The organism is Bacillus pumilus, from assembly GCF_024498355.1.
GTDB lineage: Bacteria > Bacillota > Bacilli > Bacillales > Bacillaceae > Bacillus > Bacillus pumilus_P.
Window position 1 is genome coordinate 1,764,245 of the sequence record NZ_CP101833.1, and the last position, 24,172, is coordinate 1,788,416.

The window sequence follows — 24,172 nt, forward strand, 5'->3', positions numbered from 1 at the left end:
AGGTCCGTTGATAACATCTTCAAATTTAACAGACCGCAATTTAAATGTCCATCATTTTTTGTCCCAAAAACGAACTTTTTTGGGACTAGAAATCATCGAGTTGAATTTTTGTTATAATATCAGTAAGCAATTCTTTGGAGATGATAAAGTGATTTTCGGTTATGCACGTCCATTTAGTCATGATATAGATATGGCTCTACAAACGAAAGCTCTTGAAGATAAAGGCTGTGATAAGATTTATTATGAACAAACCATATCTCCTAAAATCAGACCTGAACTCAATCATTTGCTGGATTCTTTAAATGCAGGAGATCAAGTCATTGTCTATAAATTTTATAGTATTGCTGATTCTACACGCCACCTAATTGATTTAGTTCAATTACTACAAAGTAAGTATGTTCATTTCATATCTATCATTGATCAAGTAGATACATCATCAGTGGAAGGCAAAGTGTTTTTTAAGCTTATGAAGAGTGTTGGGGATTTTCAGCATGATGTATTAAGTGAGAGTACTAAAGCGGGAATTTATGAAGCTAAACGAAAAGGGAAAAATACTGGGCGGCCTAGAAAACCAGATGCTAATGTCAGGCGTGCATTAGATATGTATCAAAGCAAAAAATATAGCATTGCTCAAATTACACTTGAGACAGGTATAAGTAAAACAACACTATACAGATATTTAGAGGATGAAGGGTGATCTTTTAAAATCAAATTTATACCTGATGTCTTTCCCAGGGTGAAAAAATGAGGGTTCTTTAATATTTTGTCTTGAACCCTCTCTCCTCTTTATAGTTAGAATGATTGACTTTGTAATTCATTTCTTTCAAAACGTGCGATATCTTTCATTGCTCCAATGACAATTAAGATATCGTTTTTCTGAATTTGTTCATGAGCAAGCGGGGAAATAATCACTTCTTTCCCTCGTTTGATAGCTACAATATTGATTTGATATCTTGCTCTAATGTCAAGGTCAAGTAATGACTGATTTTCTAAATGTCCGTTTGCTTCAACCTCAATTAGCCCATATTCATCAGATAGCTCCAGGTAATCGATGACATTATTTGTAATGATTTTATGGGCTATTCGTTTCCCCATATCTCTTTCTGGATGGACAACTCGATCGGCCCCGATTTTATTTAGTAACTTTTCATGGTAATCGTTTTGTGCTTTTACCGTCACCAGTTTAACGCCAAGTTCTTTTAATATAATGGTTGTTAAAATACTAGCCTGAATGTTTTCACCTATAGCCACAATTACATGATCAAAGTTTCGCATTCCTAAGTTTTTCAACACTGCTTCATCTGTAGAATCGCCAATGACCGCATGCGAAGCGATTTGCGCATATTCATTTACACGATCTTCATTTAGATCCATAGCTAGCACTTCAAGTCCCTCTTCGCTTAATGCTTTACATATGCTCCCGCCGAAGCGGCCTAATCCGATAACAGCAAATTCTTTTTTTGGCATATTGAGGACTCCTTTTGTTGTCTTTCAAATTATTTTGGATAAAACTTATTTTGTTATGAAAACAAATTGATAATAGATAGACAATCATAATCCTTTTCGTTATATAATAACATTAAAATTTCAAGTGGTTGAAAGTAGGCTAGAACATGTTTAAATATGATCATTTTTTTAAAAAACCAGTAAAATTAACGCCTCCTCAAATTTTATTGTTTGGATTTTTGACGGTCATTGTGATAGGAGCTTTTTTTTTAACTCTACCCATCTCTACAGTTGAACCCATCTCAATCATTGATGCTTTTTTTACAGCTGTTTCAGCAACAACTGTTACAGGTTTAGCTGTGGTTGATACAGGAACAACCTTTACTTTATTCGGACAAATTGTCATTATGCTGATGATACAAATTGGCGGGCTTGGTTTTTTAACTTTAGCCGTCATGGTCATCTTGTTATTTGGTAAAAAGGTAGGTTTACGAGAGAGGTTATTGGTTCAAGAGGCTTTTAATCTGACAAATATAGGCGGTATTGTACGTCTTATAAAGGTTTTGTTTATCTTTTCAATAACATTTGAGTTAATAGCTACTTGTATATTATCATTTCGGTGGATACCGGAATATGGTTTTTTTAAAGGGGTATACATCAGTTTATTTCATGCCATTTCTGCTTTTAATAACGCAGGTTTTTCTCTTTTTTCAAATAGTTTGATGAACTATGTACATGATCCACTGATTAACCTGACCATCACCTTCCTGTTTATCATCGGTGGTCTTGGTTTTACAGTGATTTTTGACATTTGGAATAAACGGAGATTTAAATTATTATCAATCCATTCAAAGCTTATGATTATAGGAACCCTCATAACAAATGGTGTTGCGCTGTTACTTATATTTTTAATGGAATTTGGTAATCCACATACTCTAGGTCCAATGAATCTTCTTGATAAATTCTGGGCCTCTTATTTTCAAGCTGTGACAACAAGAACCGCGGGTTTTAATTCGCTTGATATCGCACATATGCATGAAAGTTCTTTAACTCTGATGATGCTTCTTATGTTTATTGGTGCTGGGAGTGCATCAACAGGAAGTGGGATTAAGTTAACAACGATGATGATCATTTTGATCTCTGTCCTCCATTTTCTGAAAGGAAACAAAGAACCCGTCATATTTAGACGTACAATTAGACATGATGTGGTCATTAAAGCCCTATCTATTAGCTTTATCAGTTTATGTTTTGTATTTATCACCATTTTTTTATTGACAATGACTGAAAAAGCCCCTTTCATTGATATTGTTTTTGAAACCTTTTCAGCATTTGGCACGGTAGGTCTTTCAATGGGATTAACTCCGGATTTAACGTTTTTAGGTAAGGTTATTCTTTCGATCCTTATGTTTATTGGTAGAGTAGGTTCTCTAACCATCGTATTTATCTTTATGAAACGAACGAAAAGCCCAATACGTTATCCTGAGGGAGAGGTGTTTGTCGGTTAAAATAAACACTCATGGATTCACCGTGTTCAAGGTGAATCCATTTTTCGTTCCGAAGTATTGTATTCATTATCAAACTAAGTTTTATGACAGAAAAGCTAACAATCGACCACCAACTGCACCAACTACTACAATGAACCAAGGCGGTAACTTCCAAAAAGCTAACATGCTGAATAAAATAGACACAAATGCAAAGTCAATCGGCTTTAAAATGGCGCTTGTCCAAATAGGCTGATAAAATGCAGAAATCAAGATGCCCACTACTGCTGCATTTACGCCCATCATAGCTCCTTTTACTTTTGGATGACGGCGTAAATGGTTCCAAAATGGTAGTGTACCTAAAATTAAAAGAAAAGCAGGCAAAAATATAAAAATGGTTGCTAATATCCCCCCTACCCAACCGTACATAACAGTTCCTAGATATGCAGCAAACGTAAACAATGGGCCTGGAACTGCTTGTGTGGCGCCATATCCAGCAAGAAAGGCTTCTTGGCTCACCCATCCACTTGGAACAAATTCACGTTCAAGTAAGGGCAAAACAACATGGCCGCCACCAAAAACAAGTGAACCAGAACGGTAAAAATGATCGAACATTGCAATCCACTGAATCGATGTCACTTCTCTTAAAATTGGTAAAAGAATGAGTAAGACAAAAAATAAAGATAGACACATCATGGCAAACCTACGTGATATGGGAAAATGGGTATTGGATTGATGATGATCACGATGTTTTTGATAAATAAGATAGCCCATAAAAGCAGATACTAGTATGATCCCTATTTGTGTATAGGTGGTTTGCCATAATAACGTAACGACTAATGCCATTAAAGCGATAGCTTTTCGTTTTAAGTCAGGGGTTAAATTTTGAGACATCCCTACAATAGCGTGAGCAACAATTGCTACAGCAACTAGTTTAAGCCCGTGTATCCATCCAGCTGTTTCAATATTCATTCCTTTCATCAGCAATGCGAGCGTAATAAGTGCGATAACAGACGGAAGAGTAAATCCGAGAAAAGACACAATGCCTCCTAATACCCCACTATGTATGACTCCTATGCCAATCCCCACTTGACTGCTTGCTGGACCAGGGAGGAATTGACATAAGGCCACTAAATCTGCGTAACTTTTTTCATCCAACCATTTTCTTCTTCGTACATATTCTTCGTGGAAATATCCTAAGTGAGCAATTGGGCCACCAAATGAGGTGAGCCCAAGTTTTGTTGAAACCATGAATATTTCGAATAAAGTTCGGATGGAGGTTCTCTCTTTATGTGTGCTGAACGATGGTTCTTTCATTTTACTTCTCCCTTCACATATGAAAGATGTTATTTTCCAGTTTCAGCAAACTGTTTCAATCGTTCTCCAATTTCATTTCGTACTCTTTGGAAAAATGCCCACTTCTCTTCTTCTGTCCCTTCTGCTTTTGCTGGATCATCAAAGCCCCAATGTACACGTTTGACATGAGGGGGTGTCATAGGGCATTTATCAGCTGCATCACCGCAAAGTGTCACAACTAAGTCAGCTTGATGTAATATCTTCTGATCAATCAGGTCAGACGTTTGATGAGAAATATCAATCCCAATTTCGTTCATTGCTTTTACAGCATTCGGGTTTAATCCATGCGCCTCAATCCCAGCACTATATACGTTCCACTCATCTCCAAGCTGTTTCTTAGCCCATCCCTCAGCCATTTGACTGCGACAAGAATTGCCGGTGCATAAAAAGTAAATTGATTTCTTTGACATGTTGATCTTCTCCTTTACACAAACTTAATGAATAATCAGTAGCCAAATATAAAGACCAGCAAGGGTAATAAAAAGGGTTGGAACCGTCAATATAATACCCGTTTTAAAATATGTTCCCCAAGAAATCTTCACACCCTTTTGTGAAAGAACATGCAGCCATAAAAGAGTTGCAAGTGATCCAATAGGCGTTATTTTCGGGCCCAAGTCAGAGCCGATCACATTCGCATAGATCAGAGCTTCTCTCATGATTCCTTGAGTATCAGTTCCAGCAATTGCTAGTGCATCAATCATAACTGTCGGCATATTGTTCATGACCGAGGATAGAACGGCAGCAATAAATCCCATTCCTATGATCCCGGTAAACAGGCCTTGGTCTGCTACAGCTTGAATGACATTTGACAGGACATCCGTTAATCCGGCATTCCTTAATCCATATACGACAACGTACATTCCGATGGAAAAGAACACAATTGCCCACGGAGCACCATTAAGCACCTGCTTTGTCTGAACAGCTGAGCTCTTTTGAGCCATCATGAGAAAGAAGATTGCTATGACACCCGCTATGATAGAGACAGGTATTGAGAAAATCTCACTAATAAAATAACCAACTAATAGTACTCCTAATACGATCCAAGACATTCGAAACATTTTGTGATCCTTTATTGCTTCAGCAGGGGGTTTGACATCTGTCATATCATAGTGTCGAGGAATGCTTTTTCTAAAGAAAAGATAAAGAACAATGATACTGGCAGCTAGTGAGAACATGTTAGGAACAATCATTCTAGATGCATACTCAATAAAACCGATGTTAAAGAAATCTGCTGATACGATGTTTACCAAGTTACTGACAACCAACGGCAATGATGTGGTATCAGCAATAAATCCACTAGCTATAATAAAAGGGAAAACCAGTTTTTCTTCAAAATTTAAAGCCCGCACCATTGCAAGGACAATCGGTGTTAAAATCAAAGCTGCCCCATCATTAGCAAAAAAAGCAGCAACAACAGCTCCTAGTATTGATACATAAATAAACATACGAATACCGTTACCATTAGCAGCCTTTGCCATATGAAGAGCTGCCCACTCAAAAAATCCGATCTTATCAAGGATAAGAGAAATGATGATGATCGCTACAAAAGCCAGGGTAGCATTCCAGACAATTCCTGTAACGGTCATGACATCCTGAACATTCACGACTCCTGCAATTAAGGCTAAAACGGCCCCTCCACAGGCTGACCAGCCAATAGATAAATTCTTGGGCTGCCATATGACCAGCACTAATGTGATGAAAAAAATGACGCAAGCTAAAACAGCTGAAATCAATTGAATCTCCCTCCTACTAACAAGAAGCTTTAGTTTCTCGTTGTTTGATGCTTTTTAAAAGTTTATCTTCCTCATCGATGTGATCTAAAATATGCTGGATCACCTCAAATTCAGGACATGATCTGTTGATCGAATAAAATCGCCATTGGCCTCTCCTATCCTCTTTTACAAAGCCTGCGTTTTTCAATTTTCGTAAATGCTGGCTGATTGATGGCTGACTCATTTCAAACATATCTACCAATTGACATACACAATACTCTTTATCTAAAAACAGCTTCATCATCATCAGTCTTGTTTGATCACTGAGTATTTTTAAGCAGTTCAACATGTTAGTGCTCTCTAATTTCATTCCTGTAGTCAAATTTGAATCCCTCCCTTTAACACAGTATATAAGTGTGTTTTTATATAAATGCATGTGATATATAGATACACAAATTTTGTTTGCTAATTCTTTAAATAACTTTGAAAATGTTTATTCCCACCGGAAAGGTTGTAAACTTCTTTTATTCCCATATTGATCAAAATATTTTGTGCTGCATTTCCTGTTACCCCACTATTGCAATAGGTTATGGTTGGGAGATCAGGATGAAGATTCTTAGCACTTTCTCTAAGTTCTGACAAAGGAATATTTAAAGCGCCAGGTACGTGTGATACTTTAAATTGCTTTTCAACCCTGGTATCAATGATTTGTAATTCTTCCTCGTTTTCCATTCTTTCAATTAATTCCCTTGGTGTGATTAATCGATTTTTATTTTGAATAGAGTTATGAAGGGCCATACCGGTATACATTACAGGGTCTTTCGTTGTACTAAACGGCGGAGCATAAGCTAAATCCAAATGGAATAAATCTTCAGCCTTGGCTTTAAATGTGATGGCCGTAGCAAAAACATCAATGCGCTTATCGACACCTTCTTCTCCGACAATTTGTACACCTAGAATACGTCCTGATTTTCTATCGGCAACAGCCTTAATCACTAATTCTTTTCCACCTAAATATTCTGCCTTTGCAGGTTTAATGTTGTATAAAATGTCAACATGATAGCCGTGTTCTTGCGCCTCTTTTTCGGTAAGACCAGTTTGGCCAACAGCTAAATTAAACACTCTTAAAATGCCTGTGCCTAAAATACCGCGGTGGGCCAAATCGCCACCGGTAATGACATCGCCTGCAATACGTCCCATTTTATTTGCTGTCGATCCCAACGGTCTGTATAAAGGTTTCCCTGTAATGACTGAAACACTCTCGGCCACATCACCAACTGCATATATATCATGAAAATTTGTCTGCATTTTGGCATTGACAGCTATAGCTCCTGTTGAACCTAGTGTGATGCCTGCATCTTCAGCTAAAGTTGTATTTGGGCGAACGCCAGCTGCTAAAATCACAATATCTGATTGAATCGACCGACCGGACTTTGTCGTTACTGACCTGTCTTCTATTAATGTTGCTTCTTCATTTAATAATAATTGAACCCCATGTCTTCGCAGTTCTTCTTCAACCCTGAATGCCATATCTTTATCCAAGTTCGGCAACACTTGATTGCTGCGTTGAATCATCGTTACTTCCAGGCCTTTATGAATCAGCTGTTCGGCTATTTCAAGACCGATATATCCTGCGCCGATGATCGTTGCTTTTTGAGGATTTTCTTCTTTCATATATTGATCGATTTTAAATGTATTTTGTATGGTTCTTACTTGGAATACATGCTCTTTGCTGACGCCAGAAATATTTGGTGTAGCCGGAGAAGCGCCAGTTGCCAAAACTAAAACATCATAGGTGTCAATTTTTGTTTTTCCAGTTTCAAGATCCTTAACAGCTATATTTTTTTGAGCGGGATTGACCTGAGTAACCTCATGACGAGTGAAAATATCAACGTTATAGCGATCTTTAAACCATGAGGCACTTCTTGGTGTTAAGGAACTTAAGTTCTCTACTTCACCCCCTAAAAAGTAAGGGATACCACAAATAGAGTAAGATATGTCATAGTCAGCATTATAAACTGTAATATCGATCTCTTCATTATTTCTACGTGCTTTAGCTGCAGCTGAGGTACCTGCTGCAACAGAACCAATGATGATCATTTTCAATTTTAAATAACCTCCTTTATGTAAGAACGAAATCTTAACTTCTCCAAGATTATATAATCATTTAATTATATAATCAATTGTTTATGTAAATTCTTTTATAAATACATTGATTTTTTTTATTTATTTTATGATTTATTCATCAAAAAAATTGATTTATAAGGAGCTACATAAAATGAAAGAGAACTCACCAGTAGTTATTATCGGCGGAGGCCCAGTTGGTATTGCCGCAGCTGCACATCTTATTAAAAGAATGGAAGAGCACCAACATTTTATTAGCCACTGGTTATGAGCAGGCTCGCTCTGTTATTGCTTATATGACTGGTGATAAAGAGTCTGCTAAACGTGTAGAACTTAAGTTACCTGAAACGGGAGTCTGAACAGTTGCTTTAAAGTCTGCGGTTGTTAAAACGTCTTGTTGTATTAATGAATAAGTGAAAAGCAGGTCTCGTTTTGGGACCTGCTTCATTAAGTAGTATTTTTTCCATCACCATTACATCCCTGTTCTTTGAATATGCCTGCTTTTCTATATTCCATCGACTTATATCATCCTTGTCCTCATTCATTATATGGGAAAGTGAATAAGGGTAGAGTATAGATTAAGAGCAACCCATCCTACGATTTGAGACAAAAATAAAGCTTATGTTTGAGGACATAAGCTTCTTGATTATGCTTATTTATAACGTTTTGACATATCTCGTATCATTTTTGTTATGACAGACGTACACATGCATAAAAAAGTCACAATCCCTACCCAATACATATTTGATATGTCGAACCCAGTATAGGCAAATATGAAGATGGTTGAGGATAAAAATGTGATAATTAGAACTACATAAACTTTCTTAAAGATTAAGTAGCCAATAATCCCCCAAGCCAAATACAATAATGGCAACGTAAATAAGATGAGAGCCATGGGGTGAAGAAAGAAAACACTAATAACGTCACTCTCCTTTAACAGTCATTTGAGTGGTTACAGTTCAACTTCATTGAAGAAACTAATATTCATCATCTTAATAGTGAATGTGTATTTTGTAAACAAAAATAGAAATTTAAGGGTAAATTATTGACATTGGATATACATTTATTTTGATTGGGAAAAGACAATTCATCACTCAAAAACAATCCTTAGCTATTCATAACCTGAATGATTTTCTCCTGAGCATCTGTTGCTTCAGGGATTGGCATGACAACAAACACATGAAGCATTTCCGGATAAACGTAGGTGTTGATCGCAATTCCTTGTTCGGTTAGTGTTTTATCAAGTTTTATCGCATCTGGATATAAAGCTTCATGTGTGCCAATAAAATGAGTGATCTTCCCAAGCCCTTTAAAATCACCGTAAATTGGGCTGATCAATGGGTCAGTTAGGTGTTTATCAGCAGCCCATATGCTTGAAATGACTTCCATTCCTTTACGAGCCAGCATAGGATCTTTTTCAGCATATTCAGGGATTAGTGGATTGCTCAAACTCATATCAACACATGCAGACAGTAAGATGATATCTTTCGGTTGCGCGAGTTGTTCCATCTTTAAGAGGTGCGCCAGACCAAGAGCAATGTTTCCGCCAGCTGAATCTCCCATAATCGTTAATTGATTAGGGCTTTCAACCGTTTCAAGCATTTCTTTGTAAAAGTTTAGGATTTTCGGGTACGTATCTTTGTAGTTATAATGGGGTACTTTAGGGTAAAGAGGTGCCACCACCTTCGCATGAAGGGATTGAGCCATTTTGTCCATGAACCACCAGTGCAAATTCAAAGGCTGATTTGTCCATGCTCCCCCATGTACATATAAAATCACTTTTTGTTTAGGAGACGATTGATCATTTAGTGTAAAGACTTGCATGCCCTCGAATGTTCGCTCCTTTACCTCACTAATAAAGTGAACATCATCCCCAATCACATATGGCTGCGTATTTTCGATTTTTTTTTGATCAAGAAAGATTTTGGTGTTTTCGATACTAGAAAAACTCTCTTTATTACTTTGAGAAAATAACCATTTTTCAAATTGAATACTTTCTTTAGAACGTTCGCCTTGATAAATGTCTACACTCATTTTCTTTCCGCTCCTTTAACATCCTGTTTTGTCACATGAAATAATTCAAGATATTCATGTATGTCTTTGTCAGAAGTCTTTAATAGGTTAGATAAAAGGTCTTGCATGAAACGTAAGCTTTTGATTTTCTCTTCAATCTCTTCAAGTTTATGATGGACGATCTCTCTTAACGTTACTGGATTCACCTCATCACTTAGCATTCCCATGATTCCTTTGATTTCCTTTAACGAATAACCTAACGATTTAGCCCCTTTTATGAATTCAATTTTTAAAAGGACATCTTCTGTATATAATCGATAACCGTTAGAATGGCGTATTGGGACAGGTGAAATGTCGTTTTCTTCATAGTACCGAATGGCAGCAGCGCTTATTCCTGTTCTTTTTGAAAGTTCTCCTCTTGTCATCAGCTCCATCTTCTTTCTCCTATGTTCGTATTTTTCATGAATAGGTTAGTCACCTGTTGCTATGTCCATTATAAAGGTTGAACTATACTTCAAGGTCAAGAATATAATCATTAGATTTTTAGCCATTTTTAAGGTTGCTGTAAGGTTGGGATTAATACAGGTTAAGGTTGAGGTTGTACAATAGGTTTGTACTTCAGTGAAGGGCTGAGTCAAAAGATTCTCCCTTAAATAAATCATAGAGGTGAAAAGGTTTGAGAGAAAATAAAATTTTGTCTTCATTATGTTACTTCAGTATATTTTTTGCACCGTTTCTGTTTCCGATTATTGTCTATTTCTTAGGTCAGGAAGATGTGAAATATCATGCGAAAAAATCGTTGTGGACGCATCTGATTCCTTATTTGATTTTTGGTATTGGCATCATCGGTTCAGGTTTACTTGGCATGAACGATATCAGACATGCTGGGCCTTTCGTGCTTGCGACGTATGCTGTGACATTCCTTGTGGCGATCTATTTCTTCATCTGGAACATTGTCAAAGGAATCAAAGTGTTTTCAGAATAATAAGTGGAAAAAACGGTTCTGTTATTGGTCAGAACCGTTTTTTTATGGCCATTTATGAAGGTAATTGTATGTCGATTGTTGTTCCTTTCCCTAAAGTGCTGCTTATGGTGATATCCCCGCCGTGCTTTTGGATAATATCTTTTGCTATGGCCATCCCAAGACCAGAGCCTGCATGTGTTACTCCTGTATTTGTTCCTCTGTAATAGCGGTCAAACACCTTTTCTAGCTCCTCTTCTTCTATTCCTTTGCCGTTGTCTTTAATGGTCACATGGGTTTGTTCTTTTTGTTCGATCTGTACAACGATCTGCACATCATGATCATTGTGAACGAGGGCATTTAAAATGAGATTCGTGACCGCTCTTCTAATCAATATCGCATCAAGGTTCAGCATCAGTTTTTCTACATTCGTTTGAAGCTCAATCAACTGATCCGCATACCTAGAATCGTTTAAAATATCAATTAACGTTTCCCTAAGCAGGGATACAATGTTCACTAGCTCTTTATTCAGCATCACGTCGTTATTTTTCAGCCTTGACGTTAAATTTAGATCCTCCATGACATCTTTGATATACAGTGATTTATTTTCAATGATGCGGGCGTAATGTCTGATTTCATGACCTGAAAGAGGATAGTTTGGATCTTTGATGATTTCAGCATAGCCTTGAATAGAAGCTAATGGTGTTTTAATGTCATGAGAAATATGACTGATCCATTCTTCCCGCATTTGCTCTAATTTGTCTTTTTCTTTTTTGCTTGAAGCTAGTTGTTCTGATAAGTGATTGACATTATAGTAGACATCTTTATACATCCCCTTAGTTGGCAGGTTTGTCGTGTAATCGCCGTTTGCTAACCGCTGGATTCCATGAATGACACGGCCGAGCGGTTTTGTGAGCTGCCGGCTGAATAGATAGCCAATGATTAGCGCAATGATGGCATCTATTGATAATAAAATGATCGTCCCGATATTGAATCTCGTCACTAAATCCTTCGTGTCGAACGAGAATAGATATTTTCCGAGTGAAGGATTCTTAAATCCGATAAAGTAGCTGTATTCCTTACCCTTTACTTTCTTTCCACCGGCATAAATGGTCGATAATAATTGCTTATCCTTATATTTATGTAAGTTCACGATTTCTAAAGGTGTATATTTGTCCTTTAATCCTTTAGGTGCTCGGATATGATACACATCTTGTCCATTTTCGTCCAATATTTGAACCCACGCATTTTGCTGTTTTAAAGCCTGCTGCCCTTCTTTTTTTACGGTGATTCCTTGATCGGAAAAGGTGATATATTGCTCAAATGATCTTGTGAAGGTTTCGGGCGTATTTTCTTCGCTATGCTGGCTGCTTGCTTGCAGTACAAGCCATATCATGAATCCAAATAAGTTGATAAAGACAGTGATAATGGTCACGATAATGACAGAGACCATATATCTGCCTGTTAATCGCCAATTCATCCTTACGCATCCTTTACAACAAATTTATAGCCCAGCCCTTTAACAGTGACGAGAAACTCCGGTGTTGACGGGGAGGCTTCTATTTTCTCCCGAAGTCTACGTATATGAACCATCACCGTATTGTCAGAACCGAAGAAGTCTTCTCCCCATACGGTTTGATAAAGTGTTTCTTTACTGATAACGCGATTTGGGTGCTGTAAGAAATAGGTCATGAGCATAAGCTCTTTCGGTGTTAGCTCAATTGCCGCTCCATTTTTGGTGAGCTCTGCTTGCTGCTCGTTTAATTCAAAGGGTCCTTTTTTGATCACAGTATCGGTTTGAGAAGGCTGTAAGTAAGATGATCTTCTCAGCTGCGCTTTGACCCGATAGGCGACTTCCTTAGGGCTGAAGGGTTTCGTAATGTAGTCATCCCCGCCGATCGCAAGTCCTACAATTTTGTCTGTTTCCTCACCCTTTGCCGACAAAAAGATAATCGGAACATGGGAGATTTCTCTTATTTGTTTGCAAATATCATAGCCTTCACCGTCTGGCAGCATGATATCTAGTATGACCAAATCGGGATGTTCTTGCTGAAATTTTGCCAATCCATCACGGGCAGTCGAAGCAGTGATCACGCGATCAATACCTTCTCTTGTTAATACGGTGTTGATCAGTTCTAATATTTCTTTTTCGTCATCTATAATTAATACCTTGCTGTGAAGCTGTAACATACATTGATCACTCCTATGAAGTCATTGTCATTATTATACCCAATGTTTATTCATAGTGAAAAAATCAACACCGTTTGACCACAGAAAAAAGCCAATTTTCTTTTTTGAGTGAGAAAATTGGCTTTTTGCAATTCGGATGACTTTAGCGTTTCACAACAAATGTTGTCACACTTTGAGCCGGGAGATGGGCCCAAAATTGATTGCCTGATATATTTAAATCTGTTCCAGGCTGAAGGTTGCTGTTACTACTCGTAATCCATCTTGACGCTTGCGAAGCAGATCCATTTTGCAGCACAAAGTGTTGATTGACTCCTGCGTTGTTTTTATTAATCGCCACAATGACGACTTTATTGTCACCTTTATAGGCTGATACGAAAACATTCGGTTCAGGATTTTTCGTTGCATCAATCCTTACATAGCCAGGACGCACGAATTTGGAGAAATGCGCCATGTTGTATCCGCGTTTGCTGATCATTCCATCTTCCTTCATAGGACCATATGATCTGCGGATGTACCACCAAACATACGCCTGGAAATCTCCTTCTACCATTGAATGGTGAATATGCTCTGAAACGCCTAATGCCTCAGGCCAGCGATCCGCTGAATTGTTGTCACTATTCGGGTAGTATACTTCTGTCATCCATAGCTCCTTTCCTCCTCCTTTTTGTTTGAAAAGAGGATATGGAAGCTGGCTGATTTGGGTTCCGTAAAGATGTGCACCGAGAATGTCCATATTTCTAAGCGCCTGCGGATCGTTTAAAATGGGATCTGATATATTTTTGAGGTATTGAAAGGATTCTGGCGCAATGACGCGGGCATTAATGGAGCCGGCATTTTCTCTCATGAAACGCAGGATTTCCTGCGGGGTCCACCATGTCCATTCGTGTGCATAATCGGGCTCGTTTTGCACAGAAATGGCATAAAGATTTACTCCATTATTCTTCATGTACGTTACAAAGTCATTGAGATGCTGAGCATATGCTGCGTATTGATTGTATCTAAGCCGTTTTGCAGACGTACCATTACGGTTAAAGGTCTCGACCATATTGCTTGGAGGATTCCAAGGCGAAGCAATCACCAAAGCTCCATGCTCTATCGCCCTTTTGGCTGTGGTGACTTCTCTGTGCCAATTATTTCTGTTCTCGTCTACATAAATTCTAAGAATAGAAAAACCTAATTGATTCTGTCCATTGCCAAAGGCGGTCTCCCTTTGAGGCGCTGTCAAATCACCAATCCAAGCCGGGTGGTTCATTCCGCCAAAGCCGCGAATCACTTGTCTTTCCGCATTGATATTAATATTTGCATCACTTGCTGCTGAAACCTCAGCCACTCCTGGTCCAATGAACATGACTGAAAGCATCGTAAAGCAGACCAATAAAGTACAAATTGGTTTTTTTACAATTGACATCAAGTTTCCCCACTCCTCCATCAAGCATTTATAGAAATAGCAGCATCTGTTTTTGTCTTTCTTTTGCTATCTTTGAGTAAACTGCCAGGAATCAAATTGAAATTGGTTTCCAGAGCTTGTTCCGGTAAAGACAAAAAATACGTTGTGCACGCCTGTTGCTCCGTTTACCGCAGTTTCTATTTCTCGCCAGTTTTGCGTTCCGCCTGTGGAAGGAACATTTAGTGTTCCAACAAGCTTGCCGTTTGCACTGCCAAGGCGCACTTCTATTTTTCCACCTGTAGTGGATGCGACATTGGCTTTAAAGGTTCTAGCACCGCTTGATCCGAAATCTACGTGACTGACAGCCACCCAATCTCCGTTTTGAATGTTTGTGACATGTTGGTTATTGACCGGTCCTCCGGGTGCTGAGGAAGCTTCTGTCAAAATACGTCCATTCCAAGCGAATGTTTCAGCTTCAACCCGTTGATATGGATTCAGATTGGATAACTGTTTCACCCCTTCATAATTGGCTGCTACTTCTCGAAGGGAACCGTCTGCATTATGCACAAGCTTATTAATATGGGGAGAACGGTAGCCTTTGCCGGCTCCATATAATGCTGAGCTGACAGTTTGCGTATGATACACGACATACCACTCGTTTTTAAAATTGAACACAGCATGATGGTTGTTACCGCCGCCGCCGAAAAACGCACCCGGATTTTTCAGGAAGTGTCCTTTATACGTAAAGGGGCCCATAGGACTTGAGCTCGTCATATAGCCAATCTCACCAGGTGGTTTATCTGCTGGGTGGGAGCCGCCAAAATTGATGCAATACGAATAGTAATAGGTTCCGTTATACTTATGCATCCCCGAGTCTTCAAACATAAAAGGGGCATCAATAGTTGATGCACTGCTGGCAACACTTGTCATATCTGGCCCTAGTTTCAGAACTCTTGCTGTTTTAGGATTGGCCCATTGTCCCTGCGTTGGATTTGACCCGCCTGGAACGCCTCCGCCGGCATATAGATAACCTGTACCATCATCATCTACAAATACAGCGGGATCAAAAAGCCATACAACACCGGACATGCCTGGCGTACTTGGCGTGACGAGCGCTTTTCCGATTGGATCTGTCCATGGACCGATTGGACTGTCTGCTGTAAGGACTCCGATCCCTCCGCCACTGTTTGCGAAATAAAGGAAAAACTTATCCTTTCCATTGATCTTTTTCACCGCTGCTGATGGCGCCCAGGAAGCACCTGCCCATTTGGCAATCCCTCTCCCGCCGTTGGCCCCATTTGCGCCAGCTACTGGAATCGCTCCGTGATCTGTCCAGTTCACCATATCCGCCGAAGAGATGACAAAGACCCTATTCAAATTTGCAAAAGAATTGTCCTTAATCGTTCCGTTGCTGTGATATTCATAGTCATCACTCGACATATAAATGTACACTCTTCCGTTATAGGTGAGCGCAAACGGATCCGCCCCCAAGTGATGGTCTATAAGCGGATTTGCATTTCCTACTCGTTTTGCAATGGGGGTACTTGCTGCACTCGCATCATATACCGGTATACAGCTCAGCACCAAAGCAAGAATCAAAAAAACTACACCGCACTTCATCCTCGTCCTCATCGTTTCATTTCCTCCTGTTTTCATCTTCCTCATATTGGGGTTTACGCCCAATTTCAAAATATGTTGATATGTGGTGATGAAGAATGAATACAAAGGATGATTTCTAGTGCAAATCACTGCAAACATCATGATGAAAACCCTTACCTTTTGACTAGAAGGCAACAAAAAAATGCAGTCATCCATTCTGGAGCTGCATTTTTTCCTCTTTATTCAATGAATGTAGACTACATATAACGAGCGGTTACCATTTTCTTTCTTGTGTAAAACTCCACTCCATCTGTTCCATTGGCATGCAAGTCGCCGTAGAAAGAATCTTTCCAGCCGGAAAACGGGAAGAATGCCATTGGTGCGGGAACACCGATGTTAACGCCCAGCATACCTGCTTCTATATTTTCGCGGAATTCTCTTATGCTTGATGCACTGTCTGTGTAGAGGCAGGCACCGTTAGCAAATTTTGATTGATTGGACAGGTCTATCGCTTCTGTTAGTGATGAAACACGAACAATTGATAAGACTGGGGCGAAAATCTCGTCCTGCCAAATTTTCATTTCATGTGTGACATGATCAAAGATCGATGGTCCAACAAAATAACCTTTTCCATTTGTTTCATTGTCTTGCCGGCCATCACGAATGAGGCTGGCCCCTTCTTCAATCCCTGATTGGATGTATTGAAGCGTCCGCTCCTTGTGCTCCTTTCGAATGACTGGACCAAGAAAGACATCTTCATCGATTCCGTTTCCAATCACGAGCTGATTGGATTCATCGACTAATTTTTGAATCAAATCGTCCGCCACTTCTTCTTCAACTGCGACAACGGCTGCGGCCATGCACCGCTCTCCTGCTGATCCAAAAGCAGCCCCAATGATTTGTTTTGTTGCCGCATCTAAATCGGCGTCTTTCAACACAATGGAGTGATTCTTTGCGCCGGCAAGTGCTTGTACACGTTTGCCATGCTCTGTTCCTTTTTTATAGACGTATTCTGCGACTGGCTGAGAGCCGACAAATGAAATGGCTTTGACCTTTTGATGTTCAAGCAGGCCGTTTACGACATCGTGAGCACCATTTACAATGTTGAGAACACCTTTTGGCAGTCCCGCTTCTTCAAATAGTTCTGCTAACCGTGCAGCGAGAATGGGAGTTCGCTCTGAAGGTTTTAAGACAAATGTATTGCCGCAAGCAATGGCAAGCGGGAACATCCAGCATGGGACCATCATCGGAAAGTTAAATGGTGTAATACCACCGATGACGCCAATTGGGTATCGGTACATGCCAGATTCCAGCCCTGTCGCGATATCTGGCAATTGTTTTCCCATCATTAAGGTCGGTGCACCAGCAGCAAATTCCACACATTCAATCCCGCGCTGCACTTCTCCTTTTGCTTCTGTTAAACTTTTTCCGTTTTCAATCGTGACCAGCTCTGCTAGCTCATCCCATTTCTCAACGAGTAACTGTTGGTATTTAAATAAAATACGTGCACGTCTAGGGACAGCTGTTTTAGACCAAGTGGTAAATGCTTTTTGTGCTGCTTGTACCGCACGTTCTACATCTGTTTTCGTTGAAAGTGGAACTTCTGCGATGACTTCGCCAGTAGCCGGGTTATAAACAGCCTCCGTTTGGCTTGTTTCTGCCTCAATCCATTGTCCGCCAATATAATTTTTCAACGTTTGTACATCTGTTTTGGTCATGTTCTCTCTCCTCTTTGTTAAGAATGTCATGCTTTTAGGATGTTTATTTATCGTCATTGTCTCATCTAACGGGAGTTCATCTGTATACACTCTTTGTCAAATCAAACCGCTGTTTTGGTTGACGTTGTGATAAACAGCTTTCTCTAAGCTGTAATGTCAAGTGCTGTCAGCCCTTGATTGCCGCAGATCCCTCCCCACTTGTTTATGTGATATGACACCACAATATCATCAATTAGTGATATATTATTGGTTAACTGTTGGTTAACTTTAAAAAATCATAATATTAAAAACGCTTTCAGTCAATGATCTTTTTGCTACATAAGAAAAACCTGATGCGCTGTGCATCAGGTAAAGGCTGGTTCATTTCAGTTATTTCGTTGATACGGTATATTGATTCGCTTCTGTATAATTTGGCAGCATCTCTCCATGAGCTTCAATTAATTCATCACATAATTTGATGGTGTCATCAATCGAAAGTTCAGCACTTGTATGTGGGTCTAGTAAAGCCGCTTGATAAATGTGCTCTTTTTTGCCGCTGATCGCAGCTTCAATCGTTATGAGCTGTGAGCTGATGTTGGTTCGGTTGAGTCCAGCCAATTGTTCAGGTATCTCTCCGACATAACATGGCATGATGCCGCTTCGATCTGCAACACACGGCACTTCTACACAGGCTTTTTCAGGTAGGTTGTGAATGAGGCCTCCTGTGTTCAGTACATTCCCACCAAATTTAAAGGGAGCGTTGGTTTCGATGGCTTCAATAATACGTGAACCATATTCTTTAGAGCGAGTATGCGTGATTTGTGTATTCCCCACAAGATCATGCTTCATTGTATTCCAATTGTTGATTTGTTCCTCGCAGCGCCTCGGATATTCATCGAGCGGAATGTTAAACTGACCGATCAGTTCTGGATAGCGTGATTTAATGAAATAAGGATGGTATTCGGCATTATGCTCTGAGGATTCTGTGACATAGTAGCCGAATTTATCCATTAGCTCAAAACGAACCATATCATGATGCCGCGATTGCTGCTTTTCTTTTGCTCTTCTTTTGATTTCTGGATACAAGTCTTTTCCGTCCCGTTTCACCTCTAATAACCATGCCATGTGATTAATGCCGGCAATTTTTTCTTCAATGCCTTCATGGTCCATTTCAAGTGAGTCAAACAGATCCTTTGTACACACCTGCACACTATGGCAAAGACCAACCGTTTGGATCGGTGTATAACGGAGCATGGCGCCTGTCAGTGTGGCCATTGGATTTGTGTAATTTAACAATAAGGCATTTGGGCAAACCTCCTCCATATCCTTTGCAAAGTCTAGCATCACAGGAATGGTTCGAAGTGAACGGAAGATGCCGCCGATGCCAACCGTATCAGCAATCGTTTGTCTTAACCCATATTTTTTAGGAATCTCAAAATCAATGACAGTACTAGGCTGATAGCCTCCAACCTGGATGGCATTGATGACATATTTCGCATTCTTTAAGGCTTCTTTACGATTGTGATAGGACTGAATCGTCACATTTGCAGCGTAGTTTTCTTTTAAGTGCCGCAGCATCGTTTCTGATTCTTTCAGCCGGTTGTGGTCGATATCATATAATGCGAATTCAAAGCCGGCAAGTGCGGGGACGAACAGACAATCTCCTAATATATTTTTAGCAAAGACGGTACTCCCTGCACCGATAAATGTAATTTTAGACATAGACGACTCTCCTTTTTACAAATGTTGGATTACCCTTTGACAGAGCCTTGGGAAAGCCCTGCAATAAAATATTTTTGCAAAAGTAAAAACATCGTGACCATTGGCAGCATCGCTATGAGAGCGGCGGCGCCAACAAGCTGGAGCTGATGCTGATTTTGACCAAAAAAATTGGATAAGGCGACAGTGAGTGTATGCATCTCTTTATCTTGCAAAAAGAAGATGGCAAATTGATAGTCGTTCCAAATATACACACAGGCAATGATTAAAACAGAAGCGGTAATTGGCTTCAGCAGCGGAAAAACGATGGTGAAAAAAACTCTGAGTGTCCCCGCTCCATCAATACGAGCTGCTTCTTCAAGCTCCTTCGGAATGGTCGAGCGGATAAAACCTGCGTATAAAAAAATCGTCAGCGGCAAAAAAGCGGCTACATTGTTTAAAATAGCGATCTGATAGGTGTTCATCATCCCGATTTGAACGACCATTTTATATAGTGGAACGAGGGCTGTGAGCGGCGGAATGACCATAATCGCAATGAATAAAAGATACACCGCTTTATTGAGCTTTGTCACCCTTCTTGCGAGCGGATAGGCTGCAAGAGATCCAAGAATGATGAGTAATACCGCCGAGCTGAACGTAATGATCACTGTATTCAAAAAGGACTGGCCAAGCTGTGCCTCTGTCCATGCAATGCGAAAGTTTTCAAAATGGAGTGTTGATGGAAACAGCCATTTTGAGCTGAAATCTCCTATGCCCTTTAGTGATGTCGTTACCAAAATATAAAATGGAATCAAATGAAGCAATGTAATCAATAGCGCCAGTAAGGAGTACCATCTTTTCTTGCGTTTATAGGCGTTATCCATCACACCTCGGTCTCCTTTCGTCTGAAATAGATCAGTGCTGTAACACTAATGACAAGGATGATGACTGCCATGAAAACACCTTGCGTCGCTGCATAGCCTGCATCCTGACGTTTGAAATATAGATCATACATAAAGGTCGACATCGATTGTGAGGAATCTCCAGGTCCGCCGCCAGTGAGTGCTACAATGACATCGAACAGCTTGAGTCCGCCAATGACATTGAGCACAACATTAATGGTGATGGACGGCATTAAAAGCGGCAATGTGATCTGCCTGAATTGCTGGAGGCTTGACGCGCCATCTAATTGTGCCGCTTCATAGTAATCCTTTGGAATACTTTGAAGTCCTGCTAAATAAATGATCATTGCAATACCGACGAATTGATACGTATTGACAAACACAATGATCCATGTGTTTAATTGCGGATTGCCGAGCGCATTCATTTGGTCAAATCCAAAAAGTGTCACAACATCGTTTAATGCACCACCTTGGTAGGCAAACACAAAATACCAAATATAGCCCATGGCAATTGGGCTGATCATGACGGGTAAATAGATCACCGTTCTTGTGATGGCTCTCATCTTTAAGCTTTGATGTAGCAGGAGAGCATATCCAAGTCCAATGATATTTTGTAAAATTGTGCTCCCGATTCCGTAAAGAAGCGTGTTTTTGACAACAAGCCATGTTGTAGGGTCTTGAAGCAGACGTTTGTATTGATCAAGTCCAATCCACTCATCATTTTGCGAGAAACCGTTCCAATTTGTAAAAGAAAGCTGAATCCCGTTAAAAAAGGGATAGATGATAAAGGTACTGACCACGAGAACAGCTGGCATGTACATCCACCAAAGTGATGAATTCTGGCTTTTTTTCATCTTCTGTTTAGGAAAAGAGGTGAATGTCGCCGCCTGTTTTTCTTTTGTGATGTCACTCATTGGCTTCACTCCTGTTTCAGCATAAGACAGCTATTGTTTTTTCAGGCGCTTATATTCCTCTTCCATTTTCTTTGATAATTGTTCTGGTGTGATAGAGCCTGCTAATAATTCTTGACCAGTTGTTGCCATGACAGCCCACATACCGCTCGGTAAGTATTTCCGGTCAAAATATGGTTCAATCTTGATATGTTCGTATTGCTCGTAAAACGTAGAGTAATAGTTTTTGGCTTTCACCTGCTTTAAGGCGGTTTCAGAGGATGTGCCCTCTGCGATTTTTTTCGCATTTTCTGGTTTTGCTAAAAAGTCGATGAATTGTTTTGCTTCTTTTAGATGTTTGGATTCCTTCCATGCAGCGACAGTAAACCGTTCTCCGCCAATCCAGCTTTGCTTATCTCCTTCTTGAATGGCTGGAACAGGCATCGTCCCTACTTTGATCGATTGATTGAGCTCTGTCGCTTCAGGACCTAGAGATCCCCCGACAAAAGTGAAAGCGATTTTGTTTTGCGCCATCAGCTCAGGAGCTTGTGATAGTTTCGCTGTAAGGACATCTTTGTTTAAAAGGTCTTGATCCTTCAGCTCCTTCATGAACTGTGCAAGCGGTGTATAGTTAGACCAATCAAATGATCCGTTTTCAAGTTCTTTACCGTATTGATGTTTTTGATCGGTGATTAATAAAGGCGTGGCTAGTTCATCAAAGACTTGGGCGATATTTGAATTATCCCCTCCCGGTATCCAGAGCGGCACAACATCTCCCTTGCTTTTTTCTTTGACCGTTTGTAAAGCACTTTTGAGTTCATTTAGTGTTTTAGGTACTTCAATGCCGTATTCTTTTAAAAGATTGGCATTAAAACTGAGCCCGTCCTTGGCTTGATTCAGCGGATAGGCATACACTTTGCCATCTTTGTCCTTTAATATCTGGTCGAGTGAAGGATCAAGCTGTTTGACCCAGTCCATCTCCTTTAAATCAGCCACATACTCGCTATAGCGCAATTTCGCCCAGCCATGTGTATCAAATAGGTCAGGCATATCGTTCGCCCCCATTTTGACGCGTATCATATCTTCGTAGCTGTTGCCAGGGAAATTGGCATCGATCCGAATGCTTTCATGTTCTTGTTCAAAATCACGAATCACTTCTTCAAACGCTTTTCTTTCCCCGCTGTTACTCATCGTGGAAAATAGAGTCAGGGTGACCTTTCCGTTTGCTTCAGACGCGCCGTTATTGCCGCAAGCAGACAAAATAACGGTCAAGAAAAAGGCTGCACACATCATCATGATTTTTTTATTCATGGTTTCCTCCTTTTGATCACTGAAAATTCAGACGATAATAGGTAGAATTCAGGCAGTTGCGGAAACAAAAGAAGTCCATTATACTGGAATTCTATTCTTTTCAAAGAGATAAGAGAGCATATCGGTAAGTTGCCTTGTTTTCAGCATGATCTGGCCATCATGCTTAGCAGCTTCCTTTCTGCTTTTTTGTCTCTTTTTTGTTTACTGAAATCTTGGTTCACCCCCTTTCATGGATGGGGCATGTGCTGCCCCGTTTAATGAGCTTAGTTGGTACGACGACTTTTAGAGGCAGCTTTCTTCCTCGTATCCGTTCAAGCAAAAGCTTTAGACCAACTTCCCCCATTTCTTCTGTATACACTTTGACGGTCGTGAGCGTGGGGCTTGAAAATGAAGCGGCTTCAATGTCATTAAACCCAACAATGGATACATCTAGAGGCACACGGAGACCCGCTTCATGTAGAGCGCGCATAGCACCGATCGCCATGGAGTCACTTCCGATAAAAAAGGCTTCTGGGAGATTTCCTTTTTGGATGGCTTGCTGCATAAGCGTATAACCTTCTTGCATGGAGTATTCACCAATGTGGATGTCATCCATATGAAGACCTCCTGCCTCTTGCATTCTTTTCATAAAAGTCGTTTGTCTTTCGTCCTCAATGACAGCGTTCCCTTCGAAATAATGTTCCCGTTCTTTCCCGCCGATATAGCCTAGGTGTGTGTAGCCGAGAGATTGCAGGTGACGAATCCCGCGATCAGCCGCTCTTACAAAGTCCACATGTACGCAATCATACAAATCTTCATCTGCATAATGATTGATAAAAACAATGTGCTCCATGCGATTTGTCATTTTTTCAACAGTATCGGGGCTGATTCGTCCAATGACGATCAAACCGTCTATATCCTTTAGCATCGCACCTTTGTCCATGCTTCTCAGGCGAAATGTATGGAGGGTGGACAGGTCTTGTTTGGCATATTCTTTTTCGATTCCTTTTCGAATGGATGAAAAAAAGGGATCATTTAATTCTTCATCAATGGATTGTGCGACAACGACACCGATGACTGGGGATACAGATGGGCTTTTTCCTTCTGGTTGATCGGCTTTTCTTGCTCTCACTGGGGTATAGTTTAATTTTTTGGCTATGTCGAGGATGTTTTGTCTTGTTGCGTGTGAAACGGCTAGCGTTTGGTCGCCATTTAACACACGGGATACAGTAGAAACGGACACTTTTGCATCATGAGCAATATCTTTGAGTGTGGTCATAGGCAAACTCCTCACGGCTTATTTGACTAAATGTTTACTAAAGATATTTGAAGAATAACACATAAATAAAGCGCTTTCAATTATAAATTTGCGCTTTTAGTCATGTTTTTGAGTATGTGTTGGTGAACGTGCAGTGCTTTTAGTAAA

At 40.0% G+C, this 24,172-nt stretch carries 23 protein-coding genes; 4 read left to right on the forward strand and 19 right to left on the reverse strand.

All coding sequences use genetic code 11. The features are described from left to right. The first annotated feature begins 7 nt into the window (after positions 1 to 7). Positions 8 to 697 (forward strand): recombinase family protein, encoded by a 690-nt coding sequence (locus tag NPA43_RS08835; protein ID WP_230030214.1) that lies wholly within the window; start codon positions 8 to 10, stop codon positions 695 to 697. A 95-nt stretch (positions 698 to 792) separates the two neighbouring features. On the opposite strand, the gene NPA43_RS08840 is transcribed toward NPA43_RS08835, so the two are convergent. Further along, on the reverse strand, positions 793 to 1,467 hold the full coding sequence (locus NPA43_RS08840; protein ID WP_099728370.1) for a potassium channel family protein: 675 nt from the start codon (positions 1,465 to 1,467) through the stop codon (positions 793 to 795). Between the two features lie 146 nt (positions 1,468 to 1,613). Here NPA43_RS08840 and NPA43_RS08845 point away from each other — a divergent pair, with 146 nt between their 5' ends. Beyond that, positions 1,614 to 2,951 (forward strand): TrkH family potassium uptake protein, encoded by a 1,338-nt coding sequence (locus tag NPA43_RS08845; RefSeq protein ID WP_099728371.1) that lies wholly within the window; start codon positions 1,614 to 1,616, stop codon positions 2,949 to 2,951. An 81-nt stretch (positions 2,952 to 3,032) separates the two neighbouring features. On the opposite strand, the gene NPA43_RS08850 is transcribed toward NPA43_RS08845, so the two are convergent. The 5 genes from NPA43_RS08850 to NPA43_RS08870 all read right to left on the reverse strand — a co-directional run bounded on the left by NPA43_RS08850 (position 3,033) and on the right by NPA43_RS08870 (position 8,101). Beyond that, positions 3,033 to 4,244 carry a chromate transporter gene (locus tag NPA43_RS08850; protein ID WP_230030216.1) on the reverse strand — a complete coding sequence of 404 codons (1,212 nt, stop codon included), beginning with the start codon at positions 4,242 to 4,244 and terminating at the stop codon, positions 3,033 to 3,035. A 29-nt stretch (positions 4,245 to 4,273) separates the two neighbouring features. After that, positions 4,274 to 4,693, reverse strand: a complete 420-nt coding sequence (arsC, locus tag NPA43_RS08855; RefSeq protein WP_099728373.1) for an arsenate reductase (thioredoxin) — start codon at positions 4,691 to 4,693, stop codon at positions 4,274 to 4,276. A 24-nt stretch (positions 4,694 to 4,717) separates the two neighbouring features. After that, positions 4,718 to 6,016 (reverse strand): arsenic transporter, encoded by a 1,299-nt coding sequence (locus NPA43_RS08860; RefSeq protein WP_256499621.1) that lies wholly within the window; start codon positions 6,014 to 6,016, stop codon positions 4,718 to 4,720. A gap of 16 nt (positions 6,017 to 6,032) precedes the next feature. Beyond that, a complete protein-coding gene (locus tag NPA43_RS08865) occupies positions 6,033 to 6,365 on the reverse strand; it encodes a metal-responsive transcriptional regulator AseR (RefSeq protein ID WP_099728397.1) in 333 nt (110 codons plus the stop codon). A 95-nt stretch (positions 6,366 to 6,460) separates the two neighbouring features. Further along, positions 6,461 to 8,101 (reverse strand): FAD-dependent oxidoreductase, encoded by a 1,641-nt coding sequence (locus tag NPA43_RS08870; RefSeq protein ID WP_256499622.1) that lies wholly within the window; start codon positions 8,099 to 8,101, stop codon positions 6,461 to 6,463. Positions 8,102 to 8,322: 221 nt separating this feature from the next. Between NPA43_RS08870 and NPA43_RS08875 the strand changes: the two genes are divergently transcribed. Continuing rightward, a complete protein-coding gene (locus NPA43_RS08875) occupies positions 8,323 to 8,478 on the forward strand; it encodes a hypothetical protein (protein WP_180275549.1) in 156 nt (51 codons plus the stop codon). A gap of 293 nt (positions 8,479 to 8,771) precedes the next feature. On the opposite strand, the gene NPA43_RS08880 is transcribed toward NPA43_RS08875, so the two are convergent. The 3 genes from NPA43_RS08880 to NPA43_RS08890 form a co-directional block, all read right to left on the reverse strand. Continuing rightward, entirely contained in the window at positions 8,772 to 9,014 is a 243-nt protein-coding gene (locus NPA43_RS08880) for a DUF2651 family protein (protein ID WP_230030535.1), read from the reverse strand. Between the two features lie 212 nt (positions 9,015 to 9,226). Continuing rightward, positions 9,227 to 10,153 carry an alpha/beta hydrolase fold domain-containing protein gene (locus NPA43_RS08885; protein WP_256499623.1) on the reverse strand — a complete coding sequence of 309 codons (927 nt, stop codon included), beginning with the start codon at positions 10,151 to 10,153 and terminating at the stop codon, positions 9,227 to 9,229. Next, entirely contained in the window at positions 10,150 to 10,566 is a 417-nt protein-coding gene (locus NPA43_RS08890; protein ID WP_256499624.1) for a MerR family transcriptional regulator, read from the reverse strand. Before NPA43_RS08890 ends, NPA43_RS08885 begins: the two co-directional genes overlap by 4 nt. Positions 10,567 to 10,808: 242 nt before the next feature. Here NPA43_RS08890 and NPA43_RS08895 point away from each other — a divergent pair, with 242 nt between their 5' ends. Continuing rightward, the gene (locus NPA43_RS08895; protein WP_099728379.1) at positions 10,809 to 11,117 is read left to right on the forward strand and encodes a magnetosome magnetite crystal formation protein family; all 309 of its coding nucleotides are present in this window, start codon (positions 10,809 to 10,811) and stop codon (positions 11,115 to 11,117) included. 52 nt (positions 11,118 to 11,169) lie between these two features. On the opposite strand, the gene NPA43_RS08900 is transcribed toward NPA43_RS08895, so the two are convergent. The 10 genes from NPA43_RS08900 to NPA43_RS08945 all read right to left on the reverse strand — a co-directional run bounded on the left by NPA43_RS08900 (position 11,170) and on the right by NPA43_RS08945 (position 24,025). Further along, positions 11,170 to 12,573 carry a sensor histidine kinase gene (locus NPA43_RS08900; protein WP_256499625.1) on the reverse strand — a complete coding sequence of 468 codons (1,404 nt, stop codon included), beginning with the start codon at positions 12,571 to 12,573 and terminating at the stop codon, positions 11,170 to 11,172. Positions 12,574 to 12,575: 2 nt separating this feature from the next. Then, entirely contained in the window at positions 12,576 to 13,283 is a 708-nt protein-coding gene (locus NPA43_RS08905; protein WP_099728381.1) for a response regulator transcription factor, read from the reverse strand. A gap of 142 nt (positions 13,284 to 13,425) precedes the next feature. After that, entirely contained in the window at positions 13,426 to 14,691 is a 1,266-nt protein-coding gene (locus tag NPA43_RS08910; RefSeq protein WP_371930238.1) for a glucuronoarabinoxylan endo-1,4-beta-xylanase XynC, read from the reverse strand. 66 nt (positions 14,692 to 14,757) lie between these two features. Further along, entirely contained in the window at positions 14,758 to 16,302 is a 1,545-nt protein-coding gene (locus tag NPA43_RS08915; protein ID WP_371930231.1) for a glycoside hydrolase family 43 protein, read from the reverse strand. Positions 16,303 to 16,526: 224 nt separating this feature from the next. Then, positions 16,527 to 17,987 (reverse strand): CoA-acylating methylmalonate-semialdehyde dehydrogenase, encoded by a 1,461-nt coding sequence (locus NPA43_RS08920; protein ID WP_099728384.1) that lies wholly within the window; start codon positions 17,985 to 17,987, stop codon positions 16,527 to 16,529. A gap of 369 nt (positions 17,988 to 18,356) precedes the next feature. Further along, positions 18,357 to 19,688, reverse strand: a complete 1,332-nt coding sequence (locus tag NPA43_RS08925) for an alpha-glucosidase/alpha-galactosidase (RefSeq protein ID WP_249705546.1) — start codon at positions 19,686 to 19,688, stop codon at positions 18,357 to 18,359. 29 nt (positions 19,689 to 19,717) lie between these two features. Next, positions 19,718 to 20,548, reverse strand: a complete 831-nt coding sequence (locus tag NPA43_RS08930; protein WP_099728386.1) for a carbohydrate ABC transporter permease — start codon at positions 20,546 to 20,548, stop codon at positions 19,718 to 19,720. Continuing rightward, positions 20,548 to 21,480 (reverse strand): carbohydrate ABC transporter permease, encoded by a 933-nt coding sequence (locus NPA43_RS08935; protein ID WP_099728387.1) that lies wholly within the window; start codon positions 21,478 to 21,480, stop codon positions 20,548 to 20,550. The genes NPA43_RS08930 and NPA43_RS08935 overlap by 1 nt, the downstream gene beginning before the upstream one ends. A 30-nt stretch (positions 21,481 to 21,510) precedes the next feature. Continuing rightward, positions 21,511 to 22,767 (reverse strand): ABC transporter substrate-binding protein, encoded by a 1,257-nt coding sequence (locus NPA43_RS08940; RefSeq protein WP_230030232.1) that lies wholly within the window; start codon positions 22,765 to 22,767, stop codon positions 21,511 to 21,513. A gap of 217 nt (positions 22,768 to 22,984) precedes the next feature. After that, positions 22,985 to 24,025, reverse strand: a complete 1,041-nt coding sequence (locus tag NPA43_RS08945; RefSeq protein ID WP_230030233.1) for a LacI family DNA-binding transcriptional regulator — start codon at positions 24,023 to 24,025, stop codon at positions 22,985 to 22,987. Positions 24,026 to 24,172 lie beyond the last annotated feature (147 nt).

Coding starts and splice junctions, on each gene's coding strand:
- NPA43_RS08840 (WP_099728370.1), bottom strand. CDS start 1,467: ATGCCAAAAAAAGAATTTGCTGTTATCGGATTAGGCCGCTTCGGCGGG.
- NPA43_RS08845 (WP_099728371.1), top strand. CDS start 1,614: ATGTTTAAATATGATCATTTTTTTAAAAAACCAGTAAAATTAACGCCT.
- NPA43_RS08850 (WP_230030216.1), bottom strand. CDS start 4,244: ATGAAAGAACCATCGTTCAGCACACATAAAGAGAGAACCTCCATCCGA.
- arsC (WP_099728373.1), bottom strand. CDS start 4,693: ATGTCAAAGAAATCAATTTACTTTTTATGCACCGGCAATTCTTGTCGC.
- NPA43_RS08865 (WP_099728397.1), bottom strand. CDS start 6,365: ATGAAATTAGAGAGCACTAACATGTTGAACTGCTTAAAAATACTCAGT.
- NPA43_RS08880 (WP_230030535.1), bottom strand. CDS start 9,014: ATGGCTCTCATCTTATTTACGTTGCCATTATTGTATTTGGCTTGGGGG.
- NPA43_RS08885 (WP_256499623.1), bottom strand. CDS start 10,153: ATGAGTGTAGACATTTATCAAGGCGAACGTTCTAAAGAAAGTATTCAA.
- NPA43_RS08890 (WP_256499624.1), bottom strand. CDS start 10,566: ATGGAGCTGATGACAAGAGGAGAACTTTCAAAAAGAACAGGAATAAGC.
- NPA43_RS08900 (WP_256499625.1), bottom strand. CDS start 12,573: ATGAATTGGCGATTAACAGGCAGATATATGGTCTCTGTCATTATCGTG.
- NPA43_RS08905 (WP_099728381.1), bottom strand. CDS start 13,283: ATGTTACAGCTTCACAGCAAGGTATTAATTATAGATGACGAAAAAGAA.
- NPA43_RS08910 (WP_371930238.1), bottom strand. CDS start 14,691: ATGTCAATTGTAAAAAAACCAATTTGTACTTTATTGGTCTGCTTTACG.
- NPA43_RS08915 (WP_371930231.1), bottom strand. CDS start 16,302: ATGAGGACGAGGATGAAGTGCGGTGTAGTTTTTTTGATTCTTGCTTTG.
- NPA43_RS08920 (WP_099728384.1), bottom strand. CDS start 17,987: ATGACCAAAACAGATGTACAAACGTTGAAAAATTATATTGGCGGACAA.
- NPA43_RS08925 (WP_249705546.1), bottom strand. CDS start 19,688: ATGTCTAAAATTACATTTATCGGTGCAGGGAGTACCGTCTTTGCTAAA.
- NPA43_RS08930 (WP_099728386.1), bottom strand. CDS start 20,548: ATGGATAACGCCTATAAACGCAAGAAAAGATGGTACTCCTTACTGGCG.
- NPA43_RS08935 (WP_099728387.1), bottom strand. CDS start 21,480: ATGAGTGACATCACAAAAGAAAAACAGGCGGCGACATTCACCTCTTTT.
- NPA43_RS08940 (WP_230030232.1), bottom strand. CDS start 22,767: ATGAATAAAAAAATCATGATGATGTGTGCAGCCTTTTTCTTGACCGTT.
- NPA43_RS08945 (WP_230030233.1), bottom strand. CDS start 24,025: ATGACCACACTCAAAGATATTGCTCATGATGCAAAAGTGTCCGTTTCT.